The following is a 16,120-nucleotide window of genomic DNA, read 5'->3' as shown; positions in this document are numbered from 1 at the left end:
GTTTTTTTAAGGGTCAAGTTCAGCTTCTGAAGCATCCGAAACATTGTCGTTATGCTGACTCGAACCCCAACTGCTTCGTCTAACAGATCACACAGTTCGCTCAAGGTGGCATCATTATTTGTCTCAACTAAGCCACTCAACACAGCCAGATGCTCAGCACTGAGTTTGCTGGGGGTTTGTTCTGTTCGCTGCTTCGGACGGATAGTCCCGGTCTCTCGATATTGCTTCGTTAGTTTGCGTACAAAGCTGTATGCTACATGAAACTGTTCGGCTAGCTTGCGTTGAGAGGTCTTCCCGTCTATGTATCTCTCAACTATTTTTCTCCGCAAGTCTTCAGAATATGGGCGCACGTTTATCTAGATTAACAGTGGATTCCTATATCTTACCTCGCCAGCCCTACTAGGCTGAAAAACGCTATAATAGACAGGGTGGATGAACTGCCTCAACCGAGGACTTAAGGGCTAACATTCCTGGTCAGCGGTTGTCGAGGTCTTTCCTACACAGCAAGCGACTTCGGGAAATCCGCTGCACCAGGGTTGTTATGCAGCGATCGCCACCATTTTTCATATTTGTATAACCTCAAGATTGTGGCGTTCTTGAAAAGATGATAGCTCAAAAGTCTGATTATTTCGATTGCGGATAGCATTAAATTCTTTCCTCGAAGGTTCATCATTAAGCTTGAGTCTTATCCAGCTATCTCTGACCTCTATTTTAATAATCTCTTTTTGGTAACATTCAAGATTTGTCAAAACCATACTTGTCAGGCTTGAATAAGCCAATCTAGTAAAATCGTCGTCAGTTATAACAAGGATTGGAGAAGCTTTAGTTTCGTCACAAATTGCCAAATGAAGCCATCTTTCAGACTCCCAAAACATAACTAGCTTTGGAATGTTTATTCGTTGTTCAAGAAAGCTGTTTGGCTCAGAAGTATATTGAATTGCAGTTCTAAGAGGCATTATACGTAGAGGTTCATCAAAATGACATGGTGTCAAAAAAATCTCGCTACCATTTGTCCATTGATAGAACTCTCTGATCTCTTGAGTAACTTGACCTGGAAGTTCGTGTAAAATGGTGTCGATCTCATCTATGGTTAGTCCTGAAACCATAGAGCTTGCCAATTCTGGATGATTCTGCCACAACCAATATTCCAGTTGTTCAAGTGCTTCTATTAAAATTCTCATTTGTCCACCTTATTCAAATTCAGCCTTTATAAGAACTTCCCTGCATAAGTGTTTCTGTGGAGAGATATAAAGTAGCATTTAGTAGGTGGTCAATCCGCATAACGACCAAGATAAGCGGCGGTAGATAGTTTTGGCTTCATCATCAGATTTTCTTGTCCGTCCGCTTCATCGACTTGTTAGCTGTAGCACTACCCATGCTCCTCAACGGCTCAGACCTTCGTCACCAAACAAGATTTAGGGAGTATAGACTTTCAGCCCAGCGCGATAACGCTACCACCAACAATTTGCCAGCCCTTTTTGTCTTTACGCCAAACTCTCATGTAGCGATAATCACCTGCATACGCATTTCCTAAATACGTACCGCTTAAGAAAATTTTAGCCGATGTAAGAACAAAGTCCTCGCTCCAAACACGTATTTCTAACTCTTTGGGCACAAACTCGTGAAACTTTGTACCACCAGTACGATGTACCTCCAAATCCATCGCTTTAGTTGCCAGTTCACCAGTTGGTCCCACAAAAAGGAGGTCATCGGCGATGAGCATGTCCAACTCAGACACATCTGAAGCTGACATTGCGGAATAAAGCCGCGCTTCGCACGCGCGAATTTGGATTTCGATCTCTGAATTCATGAGACTTGCCATTGAGGATTTTGCTTGGCGAGATGACCCGTAAGTTTAACGACCCCTTCTTGGAGCGTTATCACGAGGGGAATATGCGAAGCGAAAGGAATGCCATTTACAATCGACACCAGTGTTCCTAAACTCGTCGCTCTCATGAAAGCGACGAGTTTATCCACGTTGTCTTCCTGAAAAGCAGTAGGTCTGTACATGGCAAATCATCTCATATTGATTTACGGGCAATAAAGGCAGCATGAGCTTTTGGGAGTTCATATTGACCATAATCTCGCCTGACTTGGATCTGGAACCCTGTCTGACGAAGTTTTTCAGCCACGTCTGTCGCCTTGTATAGTCGTAAATGATGGACTTCTTCATCTCGCCTGTAATGTTCTCCCACTTTTCGTAAAGTAATAATGCGACGGATTAATGTTGACTGCTCTTGATTTTCCTCCTTCTCAACCAGAACTATCCAGTCTTTCCCTTCGGTAAAACTTTGAGTTTTATTTCCTGGCATCACCTGTCCCGGTTCTGCAATATCAAAGACGAACACGCCCCCTGGAACTAATGCCCTGTAGATGAGATCGAAAAGTTGAACCAATGTTTGACAATTGTTATCTTTGTCAAACAGATAGTTAAAACATTCACCAATTGAGATAACCGCATTGCAAGAGGGGATGTCGGCTTTAAACAATGACTCAACTCGAAACTCAGCATCTGGAACTCTGGTTCGAGCGATCGCGATCAGAGATTCAGAAATATCAACTCCAAGCACACGATAATGAGCCTTGCTAAGTTCTGAAGCCGATAATCCACCTCCACATCCCAAGTCTACTACTAGACCTTCTCGAATATTATTTTGAGCTAGAATATTGAGTATGCCAGGAGCAGATTTGAGAGCATACTCACTGTGACCAACATCATGAATATATGCAAGATCTTTCTTGTACCACTCCGTCATTACTTCACTCCAGTAAATTATTTCCCAACTTTCGACGATTGATGGGAGACTTCCATTGAGCAAGCTTAGTTGACCACGGGTGGCAAAAGCTCGAAACGACCTTTCACAGGGGGGCTCTGAAATACGCGCTTAACCAAATCAATCGATAGGGGTTCGTTTCTGTTAATAGGTAGTAAATACAACGTGCGAGCAAGTGGACAGTAACCAAAGAACACATTGGCGGTCAGCCCGATCGTCGTGATCAGCATGAGAATAGACAGATATGGAACATAGGTGCCAAGAGCAACCCAGGCAAGGTAGGCAATACGCACTTGTACGGGAAAGGCGGTTAATTTGAACTGTTCAATGGAGAGGAAAATTACAACCTGAATGGCTGAAAAGTAAACAACATATTCATAAAATGGTTGTGCAAACAATCCAGCTATCAATCCTAACCAGGTGATAAACCAGAGATTCCAGGTCAGATTTCGCTGCGTATTCACTAAGGCAATTCCACCCAGTACAGCAACGGAGGATAGTCCCAACCGGCTTGTCATGGGTTCGTTCAAGAAAATTATGGCACCCACTGCCGTCAGAATCGGGACGCTCAATTGTGCCGTAGCGGCTTGAATTGCCTTTAACCCTGGTAATGCTGCATACCAGAGGGTGTATCCAACGGCGGAAGTTAACGCACCGGAGCATACGGCATACCCGATCCCAGCACTATCCAGAGAGATATGGGAACGAGTGACCAGACTGAGGGCGATTGCAAACGGAATTGTCCGCAGAAAATTGCCGCCCGTCATCAGAATGGGATTACCTACCCCTTTACCGCACAAGGAATAAATTCCCCATGCCAGACCTGCACCCAGCATGAGCAACGAACTGGGCAAGGGGGGGGGTCTGAAAGTCCTGGTAGAAGTAGCCCCACCAACCCGACAAGCGCAAGCAGGAGTCCTGTCACCTGCCATCCTCGCAGGCGTTCTCCTCTGGATAATCCGTAGCCAATCATGGTGATTTGCACTGCGCCAAACAGAAGTAAAGCCCCACTTCCGGCAGGCAAATTTGTATAGGCAATCGAAAAGCATGCCGCATAAGCAAAGAGAGCCAGTGCAGAACGCCAACTGCCCGCCTCGGGGTTCGCGAAGCGTCTCCCTGGGAGAATTGCCCCGCCCCATAGCTGGACAATCAACCAGAGCATCAGGGCACCAGAGATCAAGCGAATCGATGTGAAGCTGGCGGCATCGATGCCTGTCTGTTTGAGCGCCATGCGGCAGAGCAAGGAGTTTCCGGCAAAGGCGATCAGGGCAAGAATCGTCAGCATGAGCGTGCGTAAAGGTAACATAGGAAAACTCTCCGATGTAATCAGGCTTGCCGATGTTTAAAGTTCAATGTCAGAGCAGGTTAATTGCCAACCACTAGCCTGCCCTGGCGATCGCAATAGCGCTACTTGCTGTACTTTTCCGCAATCTGGGTCAATTGAGATTGGGCGATCGGGCCAAACTGGCTAAAGGTTTGGACAAACTTGCCGTGGCTGATGCCAGAACCAATAAACGTCCATTGATAAGACCGTTCCTGGATTGCCTGGATTTCTTGCTGCTCAGCTTCAGTGAACGTGCGACCTGTGGCTCTGGCAAGGCTTTCCAGATCGAGTTGCGCCTGTATCATAAAGCCACCATGCAAGAACTCAATCAGTTTGAAAAAGTCCTCTACCCCAGCTTCCACCTCGGCGGGTAACATCTCTCGCACCAACTGCTCTACCACCAAGACATCGAGTGTCGCATGTTGGGCTTCTTCCAACCAGTGATTCCGTAGCAGACTGCAAAACTGCGGATCCAGACTTTCGCTGACGTTATCCCGCACAGTAGCCAGGTAGTGATTTTGGGTCATCCACTCAATATAGAGAATCGCCAACCCCACACTCAAGGGATGGTGCTGAAGCACAGCGTTGGCGATGTCTGGCACGGGACCAATGCCATCGCAGCGACTGCCAAACCCCAGTGCAAACTCTTCGGCAAAGCGGCGAAACAGGCGAATGTGCTTGCTCTCCTCTTCCGCAAAGTGGAGTAACGCTTGAGTGGCGGTGATGTCGCTCAAGCCCGTTGTTTTGACGTGATTGAGCACAGAGGGAACAATAGCCTCTTCCACAGCCCCAAATAAGTGCAGATAGCTATTGCCGCGAATCTGGTTCAAAATCAGTTTTTCGGCTTCGTTCAAACAAGCGATTTCGTTTACTCGTACCAGGGCTTCCGGCATAAAGCGTTTGCTGAAGTCGAGGCGCTTGTCGCCACCAATGATGTCTTCAATTTTCCAGTTGACTTGGCCAGCACGCTGGAGCGCTTGTTCGTAGGCTTGGTTAGGGTTGATCATCGTTGCGGTCATGATGCTTCTCCTAGAGTGATGGTAGGTTTCAAGTCAGTGAGTAAAACCAGAGACTGGCTATAGAGCCGTTCTTGGCTGTTCTGTTCCCAGATTAGGCAACCCCCTGTCCTGAAACCGTCCGGGAATCGTCCGAGAATCATCCAACGCTTGACCAGTTACAACATGGAGGGATGTGTCTTAAATTTGGGGTTGAATTAGGATGGCTTTCCAAACGAGATCGAAGGGCGCATTTAATTTACGATAGAGCGATCGCACATCTTCGGCACAAGCGGCTGAGAATACACAATGTGATCGGGTGCCGTCCAGGGTCAAAACTGACCAAGCATATTGAATGTTGAGTTCGTGAAAACATCCTGCGGCTTGCTGTTTTTGGGATTCATACATGGATTTCGTGAGCGGTGGATCATAGCGCACTTCCGCTACTATCAAGAAATTATCTTGATAGCTTTTTGGCTCTTGATCAAACCATTGTTCGGCTGGATATATCTGCTGAAAGGACATTCCAGCTTCGCGGTAGGCTTCCCGCACTGCATCGGCATAGGGCGCCGCATAGACGCAAATGGAGCGATCGCCCTGCACCGACACCAAAGAATAGAGCCATTGAATATGCCGCGCTGCGATGCAACCCTCTAGGCTTTGGGTGGTCTGCATCCAAGCCTCATCGGTTACGGGTGCGGTCAGGGGCGGTGAAAATGTCACTTCTGCGAACTGACAAGTCAGCGCTGGCGCTATCGCAAATTTCATACCAGGTTTCCTCCTTGATTAGAAACTGTTTGTAAACGAGGTTTGCGATCGCCCTAAATCCCCCGTTTTTAAGGGGGATTTAGGCTTTGAGTTCATTTCCCCCCTTGAAAAGGGGGCTAGGGGGGATCGAGTATTGCCAAGCATTTGAGCTTGATTGCAATCAATTTACAAACACTCTCTTAGGGGTGAATGGATGGATTCAGCAAGACATCCAAGTTAATCATTCGCTGCTGCGCTTGGGCGCTTAAGGTGTGATCCTTCAACTGGGTTTTCAAGTCAGCCAAGTGTCGCTGAGCGCAATCTAGATTACCGCGCTGATGGTTTGCCTGGATGATCACCGACCCCGCCAAGGCGATCGCGATGGGATTGTTAATTAGTTGGGCGGCTGCCAAAGCTTCCTCAGCACGGGCAACCGCCTGTTGCCCATTGCCCTGGGTCAAATCCCATTGGGCGGCGATCGTTTGCATATAAGCCAGCATTCGCGGCGAGTCGATTTGCCGGAGCATCTGGAGCGATCGCAGGAGCGAATCTGCGGCATTCTTCTCCTGCAACACATACCGCGTCACGGCATCTAATGCAGCCGCATGGGGCGCTTCACTGCCCCCACCCATCTGTGCTGAAACGTGAATCAATTCGTTGCCCTCATTCAATGCCGTTGTAGGATTGCCAGTCTCTAATTCCAGCATCACCAGATTGGTGAGGCAGAGACATTCGCGCCAGTGATCCTGAGCCATTTGAGCCATTTGCCAACCCTGCCGTAACAGCGATCGCGCCTCATCGATCTGTCCCTGAAACCGCCGTACACACCCCAGACCAAAGGGAATGTCAATGGCAGGGATGCTCAGGCGATCGCTAATTGATTGGGCTTCCAACAATAGCGATTCAGCACGGATCATGTCGCGCCCAATTTCGGCCAGACAAGACCCCGTGTGAGCCAACATATACATGGTGGTGGCAGGACTGGCCGTGCGTCCCCGCTCTGCTGCTCGGAGGGAATACTGCTGCACTTCGCTTAAGTTGCCGTGGTCATAATTCAGAACAATCAATGCCTCCAGTCCAGTCGATTCATCCTCCTTCAGTCCCAGAACGGCGGCTTCCTGGATCAGGGTTTGTAAGGCTTGCTTGAGGGCATTGGCTTGAGGCTTAGGCACGCCCGCTTTGACACAGGCTTTCAGCAAGTTTAAGTGCAGATGAATGCGATCTGCCGTACCTAAATACGGACAATGCCGAATACCGCGCTGGGCGAGTTCAGCCGCTTCCGCATAGGCAAAGACCCGCAAACAACGCTCTGCCGCCATCCAACAGGCGGTTGCGGCCAGTTGATGATCACTGCCGAGGTCGGCATGGTGGGCTACATCGCTGATCATCGGAGAAGTCGGAGTGGCGATCGCCTGTAACGTCTGGGCAATGTGAGTATGCATCAGCCTGCGCCGGGGTACGGAAAACTGCTCGTAAGCCGCCTGTCGTACAATGTCATGGGCAAAGTTATAGGACAGTTCGCCCGCCATCGCGCTACCGGGACGAATGATGCCATGTCGCTCTAACTGGTCAATCGCACTCAGTAATCGGGGCAAAGGGTAATCTGCCACTTTCGCCAAGGTGGTGGGGTTGAAACTGTGCCCCAACGCCGCCATCCAGGGCATTAACTCCCGTGCTGGCTCATCTAACTGGCGCAGCCTGCCCTGAATCAGCTTTTCCAGGGTATCGGGTGCTGAGCGATCGGACTGCGCGTGGGCACGGACAATTTCCAGGGCAAACAGGGGATTGCCGCCACTGTTAGCAAAAATGCGATCGTCGTCAGCGGTATAGCCGACAGCTTGAGCCAATGCCAGGGTTTGCGGGCGATCGAGGGGTGTCAGTTCCACCGTGCGAATCCGATGTTCCCGGTGCAATGCCTGGATCAACTTATCGGCAGCCAAGTTGACTTCGATTTCCCGTTTGCGGGCAGCACAGGCAAACCAGACGGATTTCTGCTGACTGAACAGGCGAACCGCGTAGTGTAGAAAGGCGATCGAGGTTTCGTCTAACCACTGGATATCGTCCAGCACGATCAGCACTGGGGCGGTTTCTGCTAATTGGCTGATGAACTGTGCCGCCAAATCAAACAACCGCCCTCGGTTCAAGGTTGCTGCTGACTCTGCATGCAACACCAAAGATTTCAGTTCATCCAAAAATTTTGTCGCACCGATCGCCTGAAAAATATCCACCCACACCCCATAGGGTCGCAGCATTTCCGCCTCAAATCCCTTACCCCAGAGCACATAACCGCCACTGGACTGCACGGTTTTTGCCAATTCCTCCAGTAAGCGGGTTTTGCCAATGCCCGGTTCGCCCAAGAGCCACAACAGATCCGGCTGATGCTGTGACCTACAGTGCGATCGCCAGACCTGTATGGCAGCCCACTCGGTCTCTCGACCAATCAAGGGCAATTCCGTTGTCGGCACTGCCAGACTTGACGGAGCCAACGGCAGTAATGGGGAAACGGCTGGTGCCTGGATTGGGGCACTGGCGGCACAGGTTAACGGCGGTGGATCATCATCCAGGGTGAGCAAGTCCTGGTAAAGCTTGCCGGTGGTGGGGCTAGGATTCACGCCCAACTCGGCTTGCAGTGTCGTCATGCATTGGTGATAGACCCGCAACGCACTGGCGCGATCGCCCGCTTGGGCATGGAGCCGCATCAAATGGCAATAGGCAGGCTCGTACAATGGATCGATTCGCTGCAAGTGTTGGGCATAGCGAATGGCAGAGCGGTTATCGCCTTGGGTGGTAAACGTTGTCACTAAGGTATCCAACCCAGCGATCGCTTGTTGCCGTAGTTGCTCCCGGTAGGGTTCGATCCAATCGTCATAGCAACTGGGGAGCAAGTCACCTTGATACAAGTTCACAGCTTGTTCGAGTGCCTGGATGGAGGAATATAGGGGAGTGGGAGTTTGGGGGAGTGGAATGGTAGCGGCGATCGCGGCTTTAAACTCTGCGACATCCAGCCAGCAGCTCTCATCTTGTATCCATTGAATGGTTTTTGGTTCGACACGCAACCAGCGATCGATTTCAGGAATCAACTGCTTCAACTCATGCAACCGTCGCCGCAAATTGGCTTTTGCATCGGTATCGGTCGCATCGGGCCAGAGATGAACAGCTAGCTGTTGCCGGAGTTGTGGTGTGTCCCGGTCCCGGTGCAACACAATAAAGGCCAGCAATGCCTGCAACCGTTCTGAATTCACCCCAGTGATGGATCTTCCATCGGACATGAGGCAAAATTCTCCCAATAGCTTGATGTGCAGGTTTGTAGACACAGACATTGGCAGGCACAATGGTAACCATTGCTGTAAGTACCTAGATTTTACAAGCCGAATCTTTGCCTCACCACCAACCTTCTGAGCGTTTTCGGATTCAGCGTTGGCACAGCCTCTCCTTCGGAGGATCGCCCTTCGCCACCACCCTTACCAACATCTTCCTGGGTGCTTTCGCAACAACAAACCAGACTCGAACGACTATCTTAACAGAACATTTCCTAGGTACTTTCGGCTTAACAGGTATTCCTCAGGAAAGAGTGCAAGGACTTTCAGCGAAGCCAGCTAGACGATATCAACACATTGAGTCTATAAATTTCTATCACTAGCGATCGCCCCCAACTCAACTCCGTAATACCTCAATATTGTCCGCTCCAATGATGTGTTATATACTGATTGCTTAACAATTAATTATTTATCTTTAGGATCAGTTTTGTGCGATGTAATCAACAACATCTTCCTACAGCTTTCTCTGGAGGATGCCTCCCAATATCACAATGGGTAAGAGAATGTAAACATACGAGCGGACATTAATCCAAAAGACTGTCCGACAAAGTTTTGCAGGAGATTTTTCCTTCCATTTTCCAGTTAGCCAGTAGCTTTCCAGAATCCAAGTGAGGAGAAAGTTTAAGGCTAGTAATCCTAGGACGGCTGTGACATAAACATTCAGAGTGAATGACCCTGGCTCTATGAGCATTCTTGTCTTGATGCCAATCCCAAAATTTAAAATACCTCCAGTTATAAAAATAGCTAAACTCACAATGAAGCTTATCAAGTAGGTAAGGGCTTGCAAAAGTAGAAGCTGAACATTACCTCGAAGCTCCGCTAGGACACGGAGTAGCAAACGACTTAAGAACCAGCTCAGTAAAACTACATTGATGATTAAGAGAATTAGAAATCCACTGGCTGCGTACATGAAAGTAAATATAAGTCCCATAAAGGTAGAGAATAGATTTGCCCAGACCGATGTCCAAAAGGCTTGTATCCAAGAGACGGATTCTCGTTGATGAAGTCCCAAAGCTTCTACTAGGACAATCCCTAAGCCCGCCAAACCAAATGTTGCTAGCGAAGCAATGAAGGGAAGTCCCAACATAAACATTGTGAATGGTAATCCCGCATTAGCCAGAATCGGTCTGAATATCAGAATCATAGGGTATTAAATTAAACACAGCTTGGGTGGCTTTATTCGCTCTCGATCAATCACTTTCCCCAGCTAAAGGGTATAACGGAAAAGCTCAACGGCGAACGAGTTAACCTTTCTACTAACACCGGAGCGATCGCCCGTATGTCTGTTGCAGTGAATGTTAGACCAAAACTCTGGAATTTGATAGCGATTATAAACTTACGACAATGTTTTGAATAGGGGTGTTTTGGGGCGATCGCGCTGGAGAAAGTTAGCTTTGATGAGATCGCGTTAATTGGCTGGGCGATCGCGCTTTGGAAAAGGCTGGCTTACGGACTGAAAACGAAGCCATGATGAGTGGGGACGTGCGAGGGACGTTTAACGTTTGAATTCAGCGGCGGTAACGATACTCTGCATCCCCGAAGGGATCTCCATACCGTCCGCTGCAATGATTTGGTTATGCCTACTGCGAGTTCAATCTATATTGCGATGGTCTCCGACCGGCCTTTGGCCATCGCCCTTTGATGATTTCAACCCGTAATGCCTATAAATCCGGACGACAATCTCTAAGCACAGCCTCGTCCGTTATCTGCAAATCGCAGGGAGCATATCGACCGAGTTGGCAACCAGGGTGCGGCCCACGATAGTCCACGGTCCGCTCCAACGCGTTGTTAGGCATCATGCTGAGGAGCTCGTCGGACACTCAAACCCTCAGGTTCGAACTTGCCATATCTGGACGACCCCGCAACCCAGGATCTCCTCAAACCGCGCAAGCGTCTCGGGCTTGAGAAGGCCGTATGGACGATCCTCGTCTTCCCAATAGTCGCTGTCCGAAGGCTCAAGCGCGCCCACCGCGAATCTTGCAAACGCGCCCGGACTGTCGAACTTGAAATCCACGACGCGCGTCTCGGTGCCGCAGCAGGGAGCCTTCACTGTCGAGTTCCGCGGTTGCTCCATGACGGATTGCCACCAGTCGTAGTGCTCGCCCCATTCTCCGTCACCCAGCATCTCCAGTCTGGCACAGCAACCGGGACAGATGACCGCCTCGAAAGCGTCGCCGGAATCGACGAGCACCGGATCGTCGTACTTCTCGAAGTCGTAACCACCGTTGGCGTTGGGCAGCGGAGAAACCTCCTTGAAAAACGCGAAGAACTCAGCATTGCGCTCATCGTCGGGGAGGTAGAACGGATCGGAGGGGACTAGGTAAAAGGCGTGCTCGGCCATCAACAAGACCTTTCAGGAATGAATAAGACTCGACGCCGCAATCGCCCATCTTCGGCGATGTGGCCGGGTTGTTGCACCATCACAAATGGCGTTGCGACTATTTGTGATGCCTAACGGAAAAGCTCAACGACGAACGAGTTAACCTTTCTACTGGCATCGGAGCGATCGCCCGTGCGTCCGTTGCAGTGAATGTTAGACAAGAACACTCGAACTTTAGGACGATTGTAAACCAATCACACTCTTTTGAGTAAGGGCTTTTTGGGGCGATCGCGCTGGAGAAAGTTAGCTTTGATGAGATCGCGTTAATTGGCTGGGCGATCGCGCTTTCGTGACAAACTGACAACCTCTCTACCGCTTTCAGCTTGCTGCTTTTGTAAATCAGCAAAGATGGCTTTCAAGTCATGATTGAATGACCGAGAATACTCTTCACGAATTCTGTGAATTTCTTCTACAATTGCATCTTGATACATAATCAATCTCCGAGAAGTTCATAGGGTGTGCAAAGAATCAATAGCTCATATCCAAAATCAACACTGATCTCTGCAAGTTTTCTTTGAATTTGAGCATTGGCAATGTGCTTGCAGTTCCATGTGAGCAGGTAATCCATGCCGTGAACAGTCGCGACTGCGATATGGACTGCGTCAACATCAGCTTTTGCAGAAAGGGTACTGTGTCTCAAAAATTGCTCTGCTAAATTAAGCACAGATTGATTCAAGTCAAGTAACGCAAGATTGCGAACAATTTCTAGTCGTTGAGATGCGATTTCGGCATCTCCTTGCGAGGTTTCTTTTACGACTGCTTGGGAGGAGTAGAGTTGGAAGTCACTTCGGCGTGTAACCCACCACTCTCTGGTTATCTCAATATTTGCAGCCTAGACAAGATCTCTGCTTGGTCGAGCAGTCAGGTAGCCTAAGATACTGGTTTCAATGTAAACCGTTTCGGTCATACACAGCAAATCACGGACTTCTTAATCTTAACTCATATCATTGCTTGTCATACAAGAAATCAACTCTATTGAACTTCATCATCGATATTACCTTGAGATACTCTCAAATCAGGTTTCAGTACTTTCATGTATTTGGAAGTCAAGTAATTCATGCAGTCACTGGAATTGTATGTACCAACTCTAAGTCATGTTGCTAAGTCTGTGCCACTAAAATCAAATTCTGAAGGAGGATAAAGGCGATCAGGCTTCCTTAGCCAGATATATAAAAACTGCAGAAATAATTGAAAGTGGATAAATTTTCAGTTCGTTTTCCAGCCATATAAAATATTCCATTCTCGCTGTCTAACGGCAAAGTTGTGCGGCGGCAGATAACCTTGAACTCTGACCAATAACCTTTGTATCGTCCGCACCAACGCAGTTTTAGACCATCTACGGTGACTTGGGTTTAACCTCAAATTCCATCTTGGAACGGTAGAAACATACGTCAAATTCCATGAAAAAATTTGTCTGCCCTAAAATTAAAGGTACATCCGGGCTTCTCGTCCAAGCAAACGCTAACTGAATCAGTGCAATGTCCCCAACTTGAGCCATTGCAAAGAAAGGCATAGCAGGCTGAGTGCTCAAATTGCCAGCGAGTTGAATAATCGCTCTGTTATCCTCCCAGACAGCTCCCAATTGTAGCCCCAATTCATAGGGCATAACATTGATGGTCGCGCCACTGTCAACCAGTCCAATCGCCTCAACTGTTTGCCCTTCACGACGAAGAATCAGCGGCACCCTTGGTAGACTATCGAACTCGTTTTGGGAAGGATCATTGGTGGAGTAGCGGAAACGCATAACAATTAAGCCTGATCCGCTTCCGCTAACTCTAACGCCTGCATCAGCACAGCACCCGCCCCAAAGCTGTTGTAAGGGGTCGGCAAATCATAGGTTTTGAAGGGTTCTAGAGGTGAGATATCCTCTGCTGTTTCTAAATCCTCTGCTAGAATCCGAATCAGCTTAAGTTTCTCGACAACCGAGAGTTGCCGAACGGATGGAAGAACATCAGACAAAGTCATATCCATATCTCCAGGCTCAATATTCGTATCTTTAGTTTAATCACAAGAAGACAGAACCAGCATAAACAATGTAGGTGTTTTCCAGGTCAGGTCTTATGCGAAACACGACCCTTACTATCAATAACGAGATAATTTCTCTTCTGGAGTTCATCTATTATTGCTTCTTTGTCCTCATCTGATATACTGCCCTGAAATTGAAACATGGCTCCAATAGAATTTAATAAAGTTGTGTTTTTCGTAGGCTTTAATTTCAGCAAACGATCTGCGACGTACTCAACAGCACTTGAATTGTTGACTCTAGCTTTTCTAATGTCAGGATTTTTCTCTTCTTCTTCTTTTCTCGCAAGCTGAATAAGAAGTTGAGCTAGCCGGAATTTATCTCGGTAGGAAAGCTATTCACAAAGTTCCGCTATTGTGTCGTAATCCACACTACGCATCAAATCTTCTATAAGGTCTAACTATGCGATTACCCTGAACCAGGGAATACCCAGACACCTCTGCGGTCTAACTGCGGAGTTCAGCGGCGGCAAGCAACTTTTCAGATTGCGCCAAGATCTCTCAACCGTCCGCTGCATTGCGATGGTTATGCCACTCAATGGATCTGCGACAAAGTTGGATAGTCCGTGTAGCCAGACTCATTTCCACCGTAGAAGGACCTCACATCACCTTCGCTCAGTGGAGCATTAAGCCGTAGCCGTTCCACTAAGTCAGGATTGGAGATGAATAGTCGCCCTAAAACGATGGCATCTGCTCGTCCGCTTCTAATAGCTTCATCACCCTGTTGTCGATCAAACCCACCGACAGCCAATAACGTTCCTTGATAAACGGGACGGAGGAGATCGATAGGGTTAAAGTTGGGTGCAGTTCCTCTGGCATAACCTCGATCATACCCGACGTGCAGATATGCCAAACCCAGCGGGCTAAGTGTCTTGGCGACATACGTGTAAGTTTCAGCAGGATCGTCGTCGAAGATGTCATTGACGGTGAAGCCAGGGGCAATCTTGACTCCAACCCGATCCGCTCCCCGAACGCTACAAAGCGCATTAACGACTTTGATCGTGAAACGAGTTCGATTTTCCAATGTGCCACCATAAGCATCCGTGCGTTGGTTGGAGCCAGTCACCTGGAACGTGTTTGGGAGATATCCTGTTGCGGCATGAAGTTCTACACCATCGAATCCTGCTTCAATCGAAAGTTCGGCTGATCTGCGGTACTCCTCGACGATCTCGGGTATTTCGTCCAACTCTAACGGACGGGGTATTTCAAAAGGGACTTTGCCATTCCAAACGTGAACTTCTTCGGACATCACTGGGATAGCTGAAGGTGCGATCGGTAGAGCTTGGTTCGGCAACAAAGAGGAGTGCGACACCCGTCCAGCGTGCATCAATTGCACAAATATTCGCCCTCCAGCCGCATGAACTGCATCCGTCACCTTTCGCCAGCCTGCAACCTGCTCCTCATGATGTAGTCCTGGACAGGTTGTGTAACCCCGCCCCATCGGACTCGGATGCGTTCCTTCCGTAATGATGAGTCCCGCCGTAGCTCTCTGGGCATAGTATTCGACCATTGCAGAGGTAGGTACACAGTTGGGGGTCGCCCGAAGACGAGACATCGGCGACATAATGATGCGGTTAGGAAGGTCAAGCGAACCGAGTCTGATTGGCGTGAATAGTCCTGAGTTTTCTGGCATTAGCGTTTCTCCTTCTCTAGAGCCAGTGCGATCGCTTCATCAACAAATCTCAAAACACTGCCTTCAAAATACCTGAACTCGGACTACTAACAAATAGTTCTTATTGATTGCCTCCATAAGATCAATTAGCGGCATAACGGCAAAACGCAGCGGCGGCAGATAAGCTGGAACTCAACACCAGTGGCTCTCGTCCGTCCGCTGCCGTGACGTGTTAGGCTGCGCTAGGAAAGGAGAAATATAGTAAACTACCACGAATGCTTGATTTCCAGTGTCCTTTCACCTCGTTTGGAAGCATCCTCAATTTGCTGAAATATATTGTAAACTCCAATGATTATAGGAGTGAAAACTGCTTCTCTTTCTTTAGAGATACTCTTTAAAATACAAAGACCAGATAAAGAATCTGCTATCCCTGTTTCTACCCCAAAATTATGATAAGAGGTGTCTGTCGTCATCCATGCAAGATTGAGGGGTAGATAAAGCTTTACATCCTCTACTTGGAGATACAAATGGGGATCCTTTTTGTAAATTCCATGCATTTCAGGTTTTTCACGGTATTTATTCCAAAATTTAATGTTTTTTGATCTGAAATCAGTTTGAAAAAATTCAAAAGTGCATCCAATAAAATCTTTGGTTAAGTTGTTTGCATTTTCTAGATTTAAGACTTTGGGTTGCCAGTACTTTAATACCTCTACTGTAAATGCCATAAGCTCATGGTAATCATCATAAGGTAAAGCTCGTATACTACCTAGTTCATCTAGATTCCCTGCCGGAATATCTACAAGTCGAAGTCCACTAGCAGCAGCAATACTGAGCAATCTGTGAACATTTACATAATGAGTAAGAAAAGGTTGATACTGCCAAGTATGTAGCCTATCAGGGGCATGATTTATTCTGTCTAACCTCTCAAATGCTCTCTCTTCTCTTGTCG

At 48.1% G+C, this 16,120-nt stretch carries 16 protein-coding genes and 1 pseudogene; all 17 read right to left on the bottom strand.

Annotation, left to right across the window (positions count from 1 at the left end; all coding sequences use genetic code 11):
• On the bottom strand, positions 1-350 hold a 350-nt coding region (locus tag DO97_RS30430), incomplete at its 3' end, for a helix-turn-helix domain-containing protein (protein WP_036536782.1).
• Positions 351-563: 213 nt separating this feature from the next.
• The gene (locus DO97_RS19560; protein WP_036536779.1) at positions 564-1,181 is read right to left on the bottom strand and encodes an SMI1/KNR4 family protein; all 618 of its coding nucleotides are present in this window, start codon (positions 1,179-1,181) and stop codon (positions 564-566) included.
• Between the two features lie 251 nt (positions 1,182-1,432).
• Positions 1,433-1,810 (bottom strand): nuclear transport factor 2 family protein, encoded by a 378-nt coding sequence (locus DO97_RS19555; RefSeq protein WP_036536777.1) that lies wholly within the window; start codon positions 1,808-1,810, stop codon positions 1,433-1,435.
• Entirely contained in the window at positions 1,807-1,956 is a 150-nt protein-coding gene (locus DO97_RS30425) for an FMN-binding negative transcriptional regulator (RefSeq protein ID WP_420805900.1), read from the bottom strand. Before DO97_RS30425 ends, DO97_RS19555 begins: the two co-directional genes overlap by 4 nt.
• A 65-nt stretch (positions 1,957-2,021) precedes the next feature.
• Positions 2,022-2,756, bottom strand: a complete 735-nt coding sequence (locus DO97_RS19545) for a class I SAM-dependent methyltransferase (RefSeq protein WP_036536770.1) — start codon at positions 2,754-2,756, stop codon at positions 2,022-2,024.
• 479 nt (positions 2,757-3,235) lie between these two features.
• Positions 3,236-4,080, bottom strand: a pseudogene (locus DO97_RS31555) (DMT family transporter); the annotation flags it as partial.
• A gap of 101 nt (positions 4,081-4,181) precedes the next feature.
• The gene (locus tag DO97_RS19530; protein WP_036536764.1) at positions 4,182-5,117 is read right to left on the bottom strand and encodes a hypothetical protein; all 936 of its coding nucleotides are present in this window, start codon (positions 5,115-5,117) and stop codon (positions 4,182-4,184) included.
• 177 nt (positions 5,118-5,294) lie between these two features.
• A complete protein-coding gene (locus DO97_RS19525) occupies positions 5,295-5,861 on the bottom strand; it encodes a nickel-binding protein (protein ID WP_036536761.1) in 567 nt (188 codons plus the stop codon).
• 179 nt (positions 5,862-6,040) lie between these two features.
• Positions 6,041-9,109, bottom strand: coding sequence for an ATP-binding protein (locus tag DO97_RS19520; protein WP_036536757.1), 3,069 nt, complete (start codon positions 9,107-9,109; stop codon positions 6,041-6,043).
• A gap of 502 nt (positions 9,110-9,611) precedes the next feature.
• Positions 9,612-10,301, bottom strand: coding sequence for a hypothetical protein (locus DO97_RS24550; protein ID WP_036536752.1), 690 nt, complete (start codon positions 10,299-10,301; stop codon positions 9,612-9,614).
• 684 nt (positions 10,302-10,985) lie between these two features.
• Positions 10,986-11,498 (bottom strand): hypothetical protein, encoded by a 513-nt coding sequence (locus DO97_RS19510; protein WP_036536747.1) that lies wholly within the window; start codon positions 11,496-11,498, stop codon positions 10,986-10,988.
• Positions 11,499-11,800: 302 nt separating this feature from the next.
• Complete coding sequence (locus DO97_RS24705; RefSeq protein WP_193365096.1) at positions 11,801-11,968, bottom strand: hypothetical protein; 168 nt, start codon at positions 11,966-11,968, stop codon at positions 11,801-11,803.
• A gap of 2 nt (positions 11,969-11,970) precedes the next feature.
• Entirely contained in the window at positions 11,971-12,360 is a 390-nt protein-coding gene (locus DO97_RS31550; RefSeq protein ID WP_476703530.1) for a type II toxin-antitoxin system VapC family toxin, read from the bottom strand.
• A 513-nt stretch (positions 12,361-12,873) separates the two neighbouring features.
• Positions 12,874-13,281 carry a pepsin/retropepsin-like aspartic protease family protein gene (locus DO97_RS19500; RefSeq protein WP_052128979.1) on the bottom strand — a complete coding sequence of 136 codons (408 nt, stop codon included), beginning with the start codon at positions 13,279-13,281 and terminating at the stop codon, positions 12,874-12,876.
• 5 nt (positions 13,282-13,286) lie between these two features.
• Positions 13,287-13,502, bottom strand: coding sequence for a hypothetical protein (locus DO97_RS19495; protein WP_036536736.1), 216 nt, complete (start codon positions 13,500-13,502; stop codon positions 13,287-13,289).
• A 592-nt stretch (positions 13,503-14,094) separates the two neighbouring features.
• On the bottom strand, positions 14,095-15,192 hold the full coding sequence (locus DO97_RS19490; RefSeq protein WP_036536731.1) for an alkene reductase: 1,098 nt from the start codon (positions 15,190-15,192) through the stop codon (positions 14,095-14,097).
• A 245-nt stretch (positions 15,193-15,437) separates the two neighbouring features.
• The coding region (locus DO97_RS24545; RefSeq protein WP_036536726.1) for a hypothetical protein at positions 15,438-16,120 on the bottom strand (683 nt) is incomplete at its 5' end.

The organism is Neosynechococcus sphagnicola sy1 (assembly GCF_000775285.1).
Lineage (GTDB): Bacteria > Cyanobacteriota > Cyanobacteriia > Neosynechococcales > Neosynechococcaceae > Neosynechococcus > Neosynechococcus sphagnicola.
The sequence above is the reverse complement of the archived record's forward strand: the minus strand, read 5'-3'. Positions and strand labels throughout refer to the sequence as shown.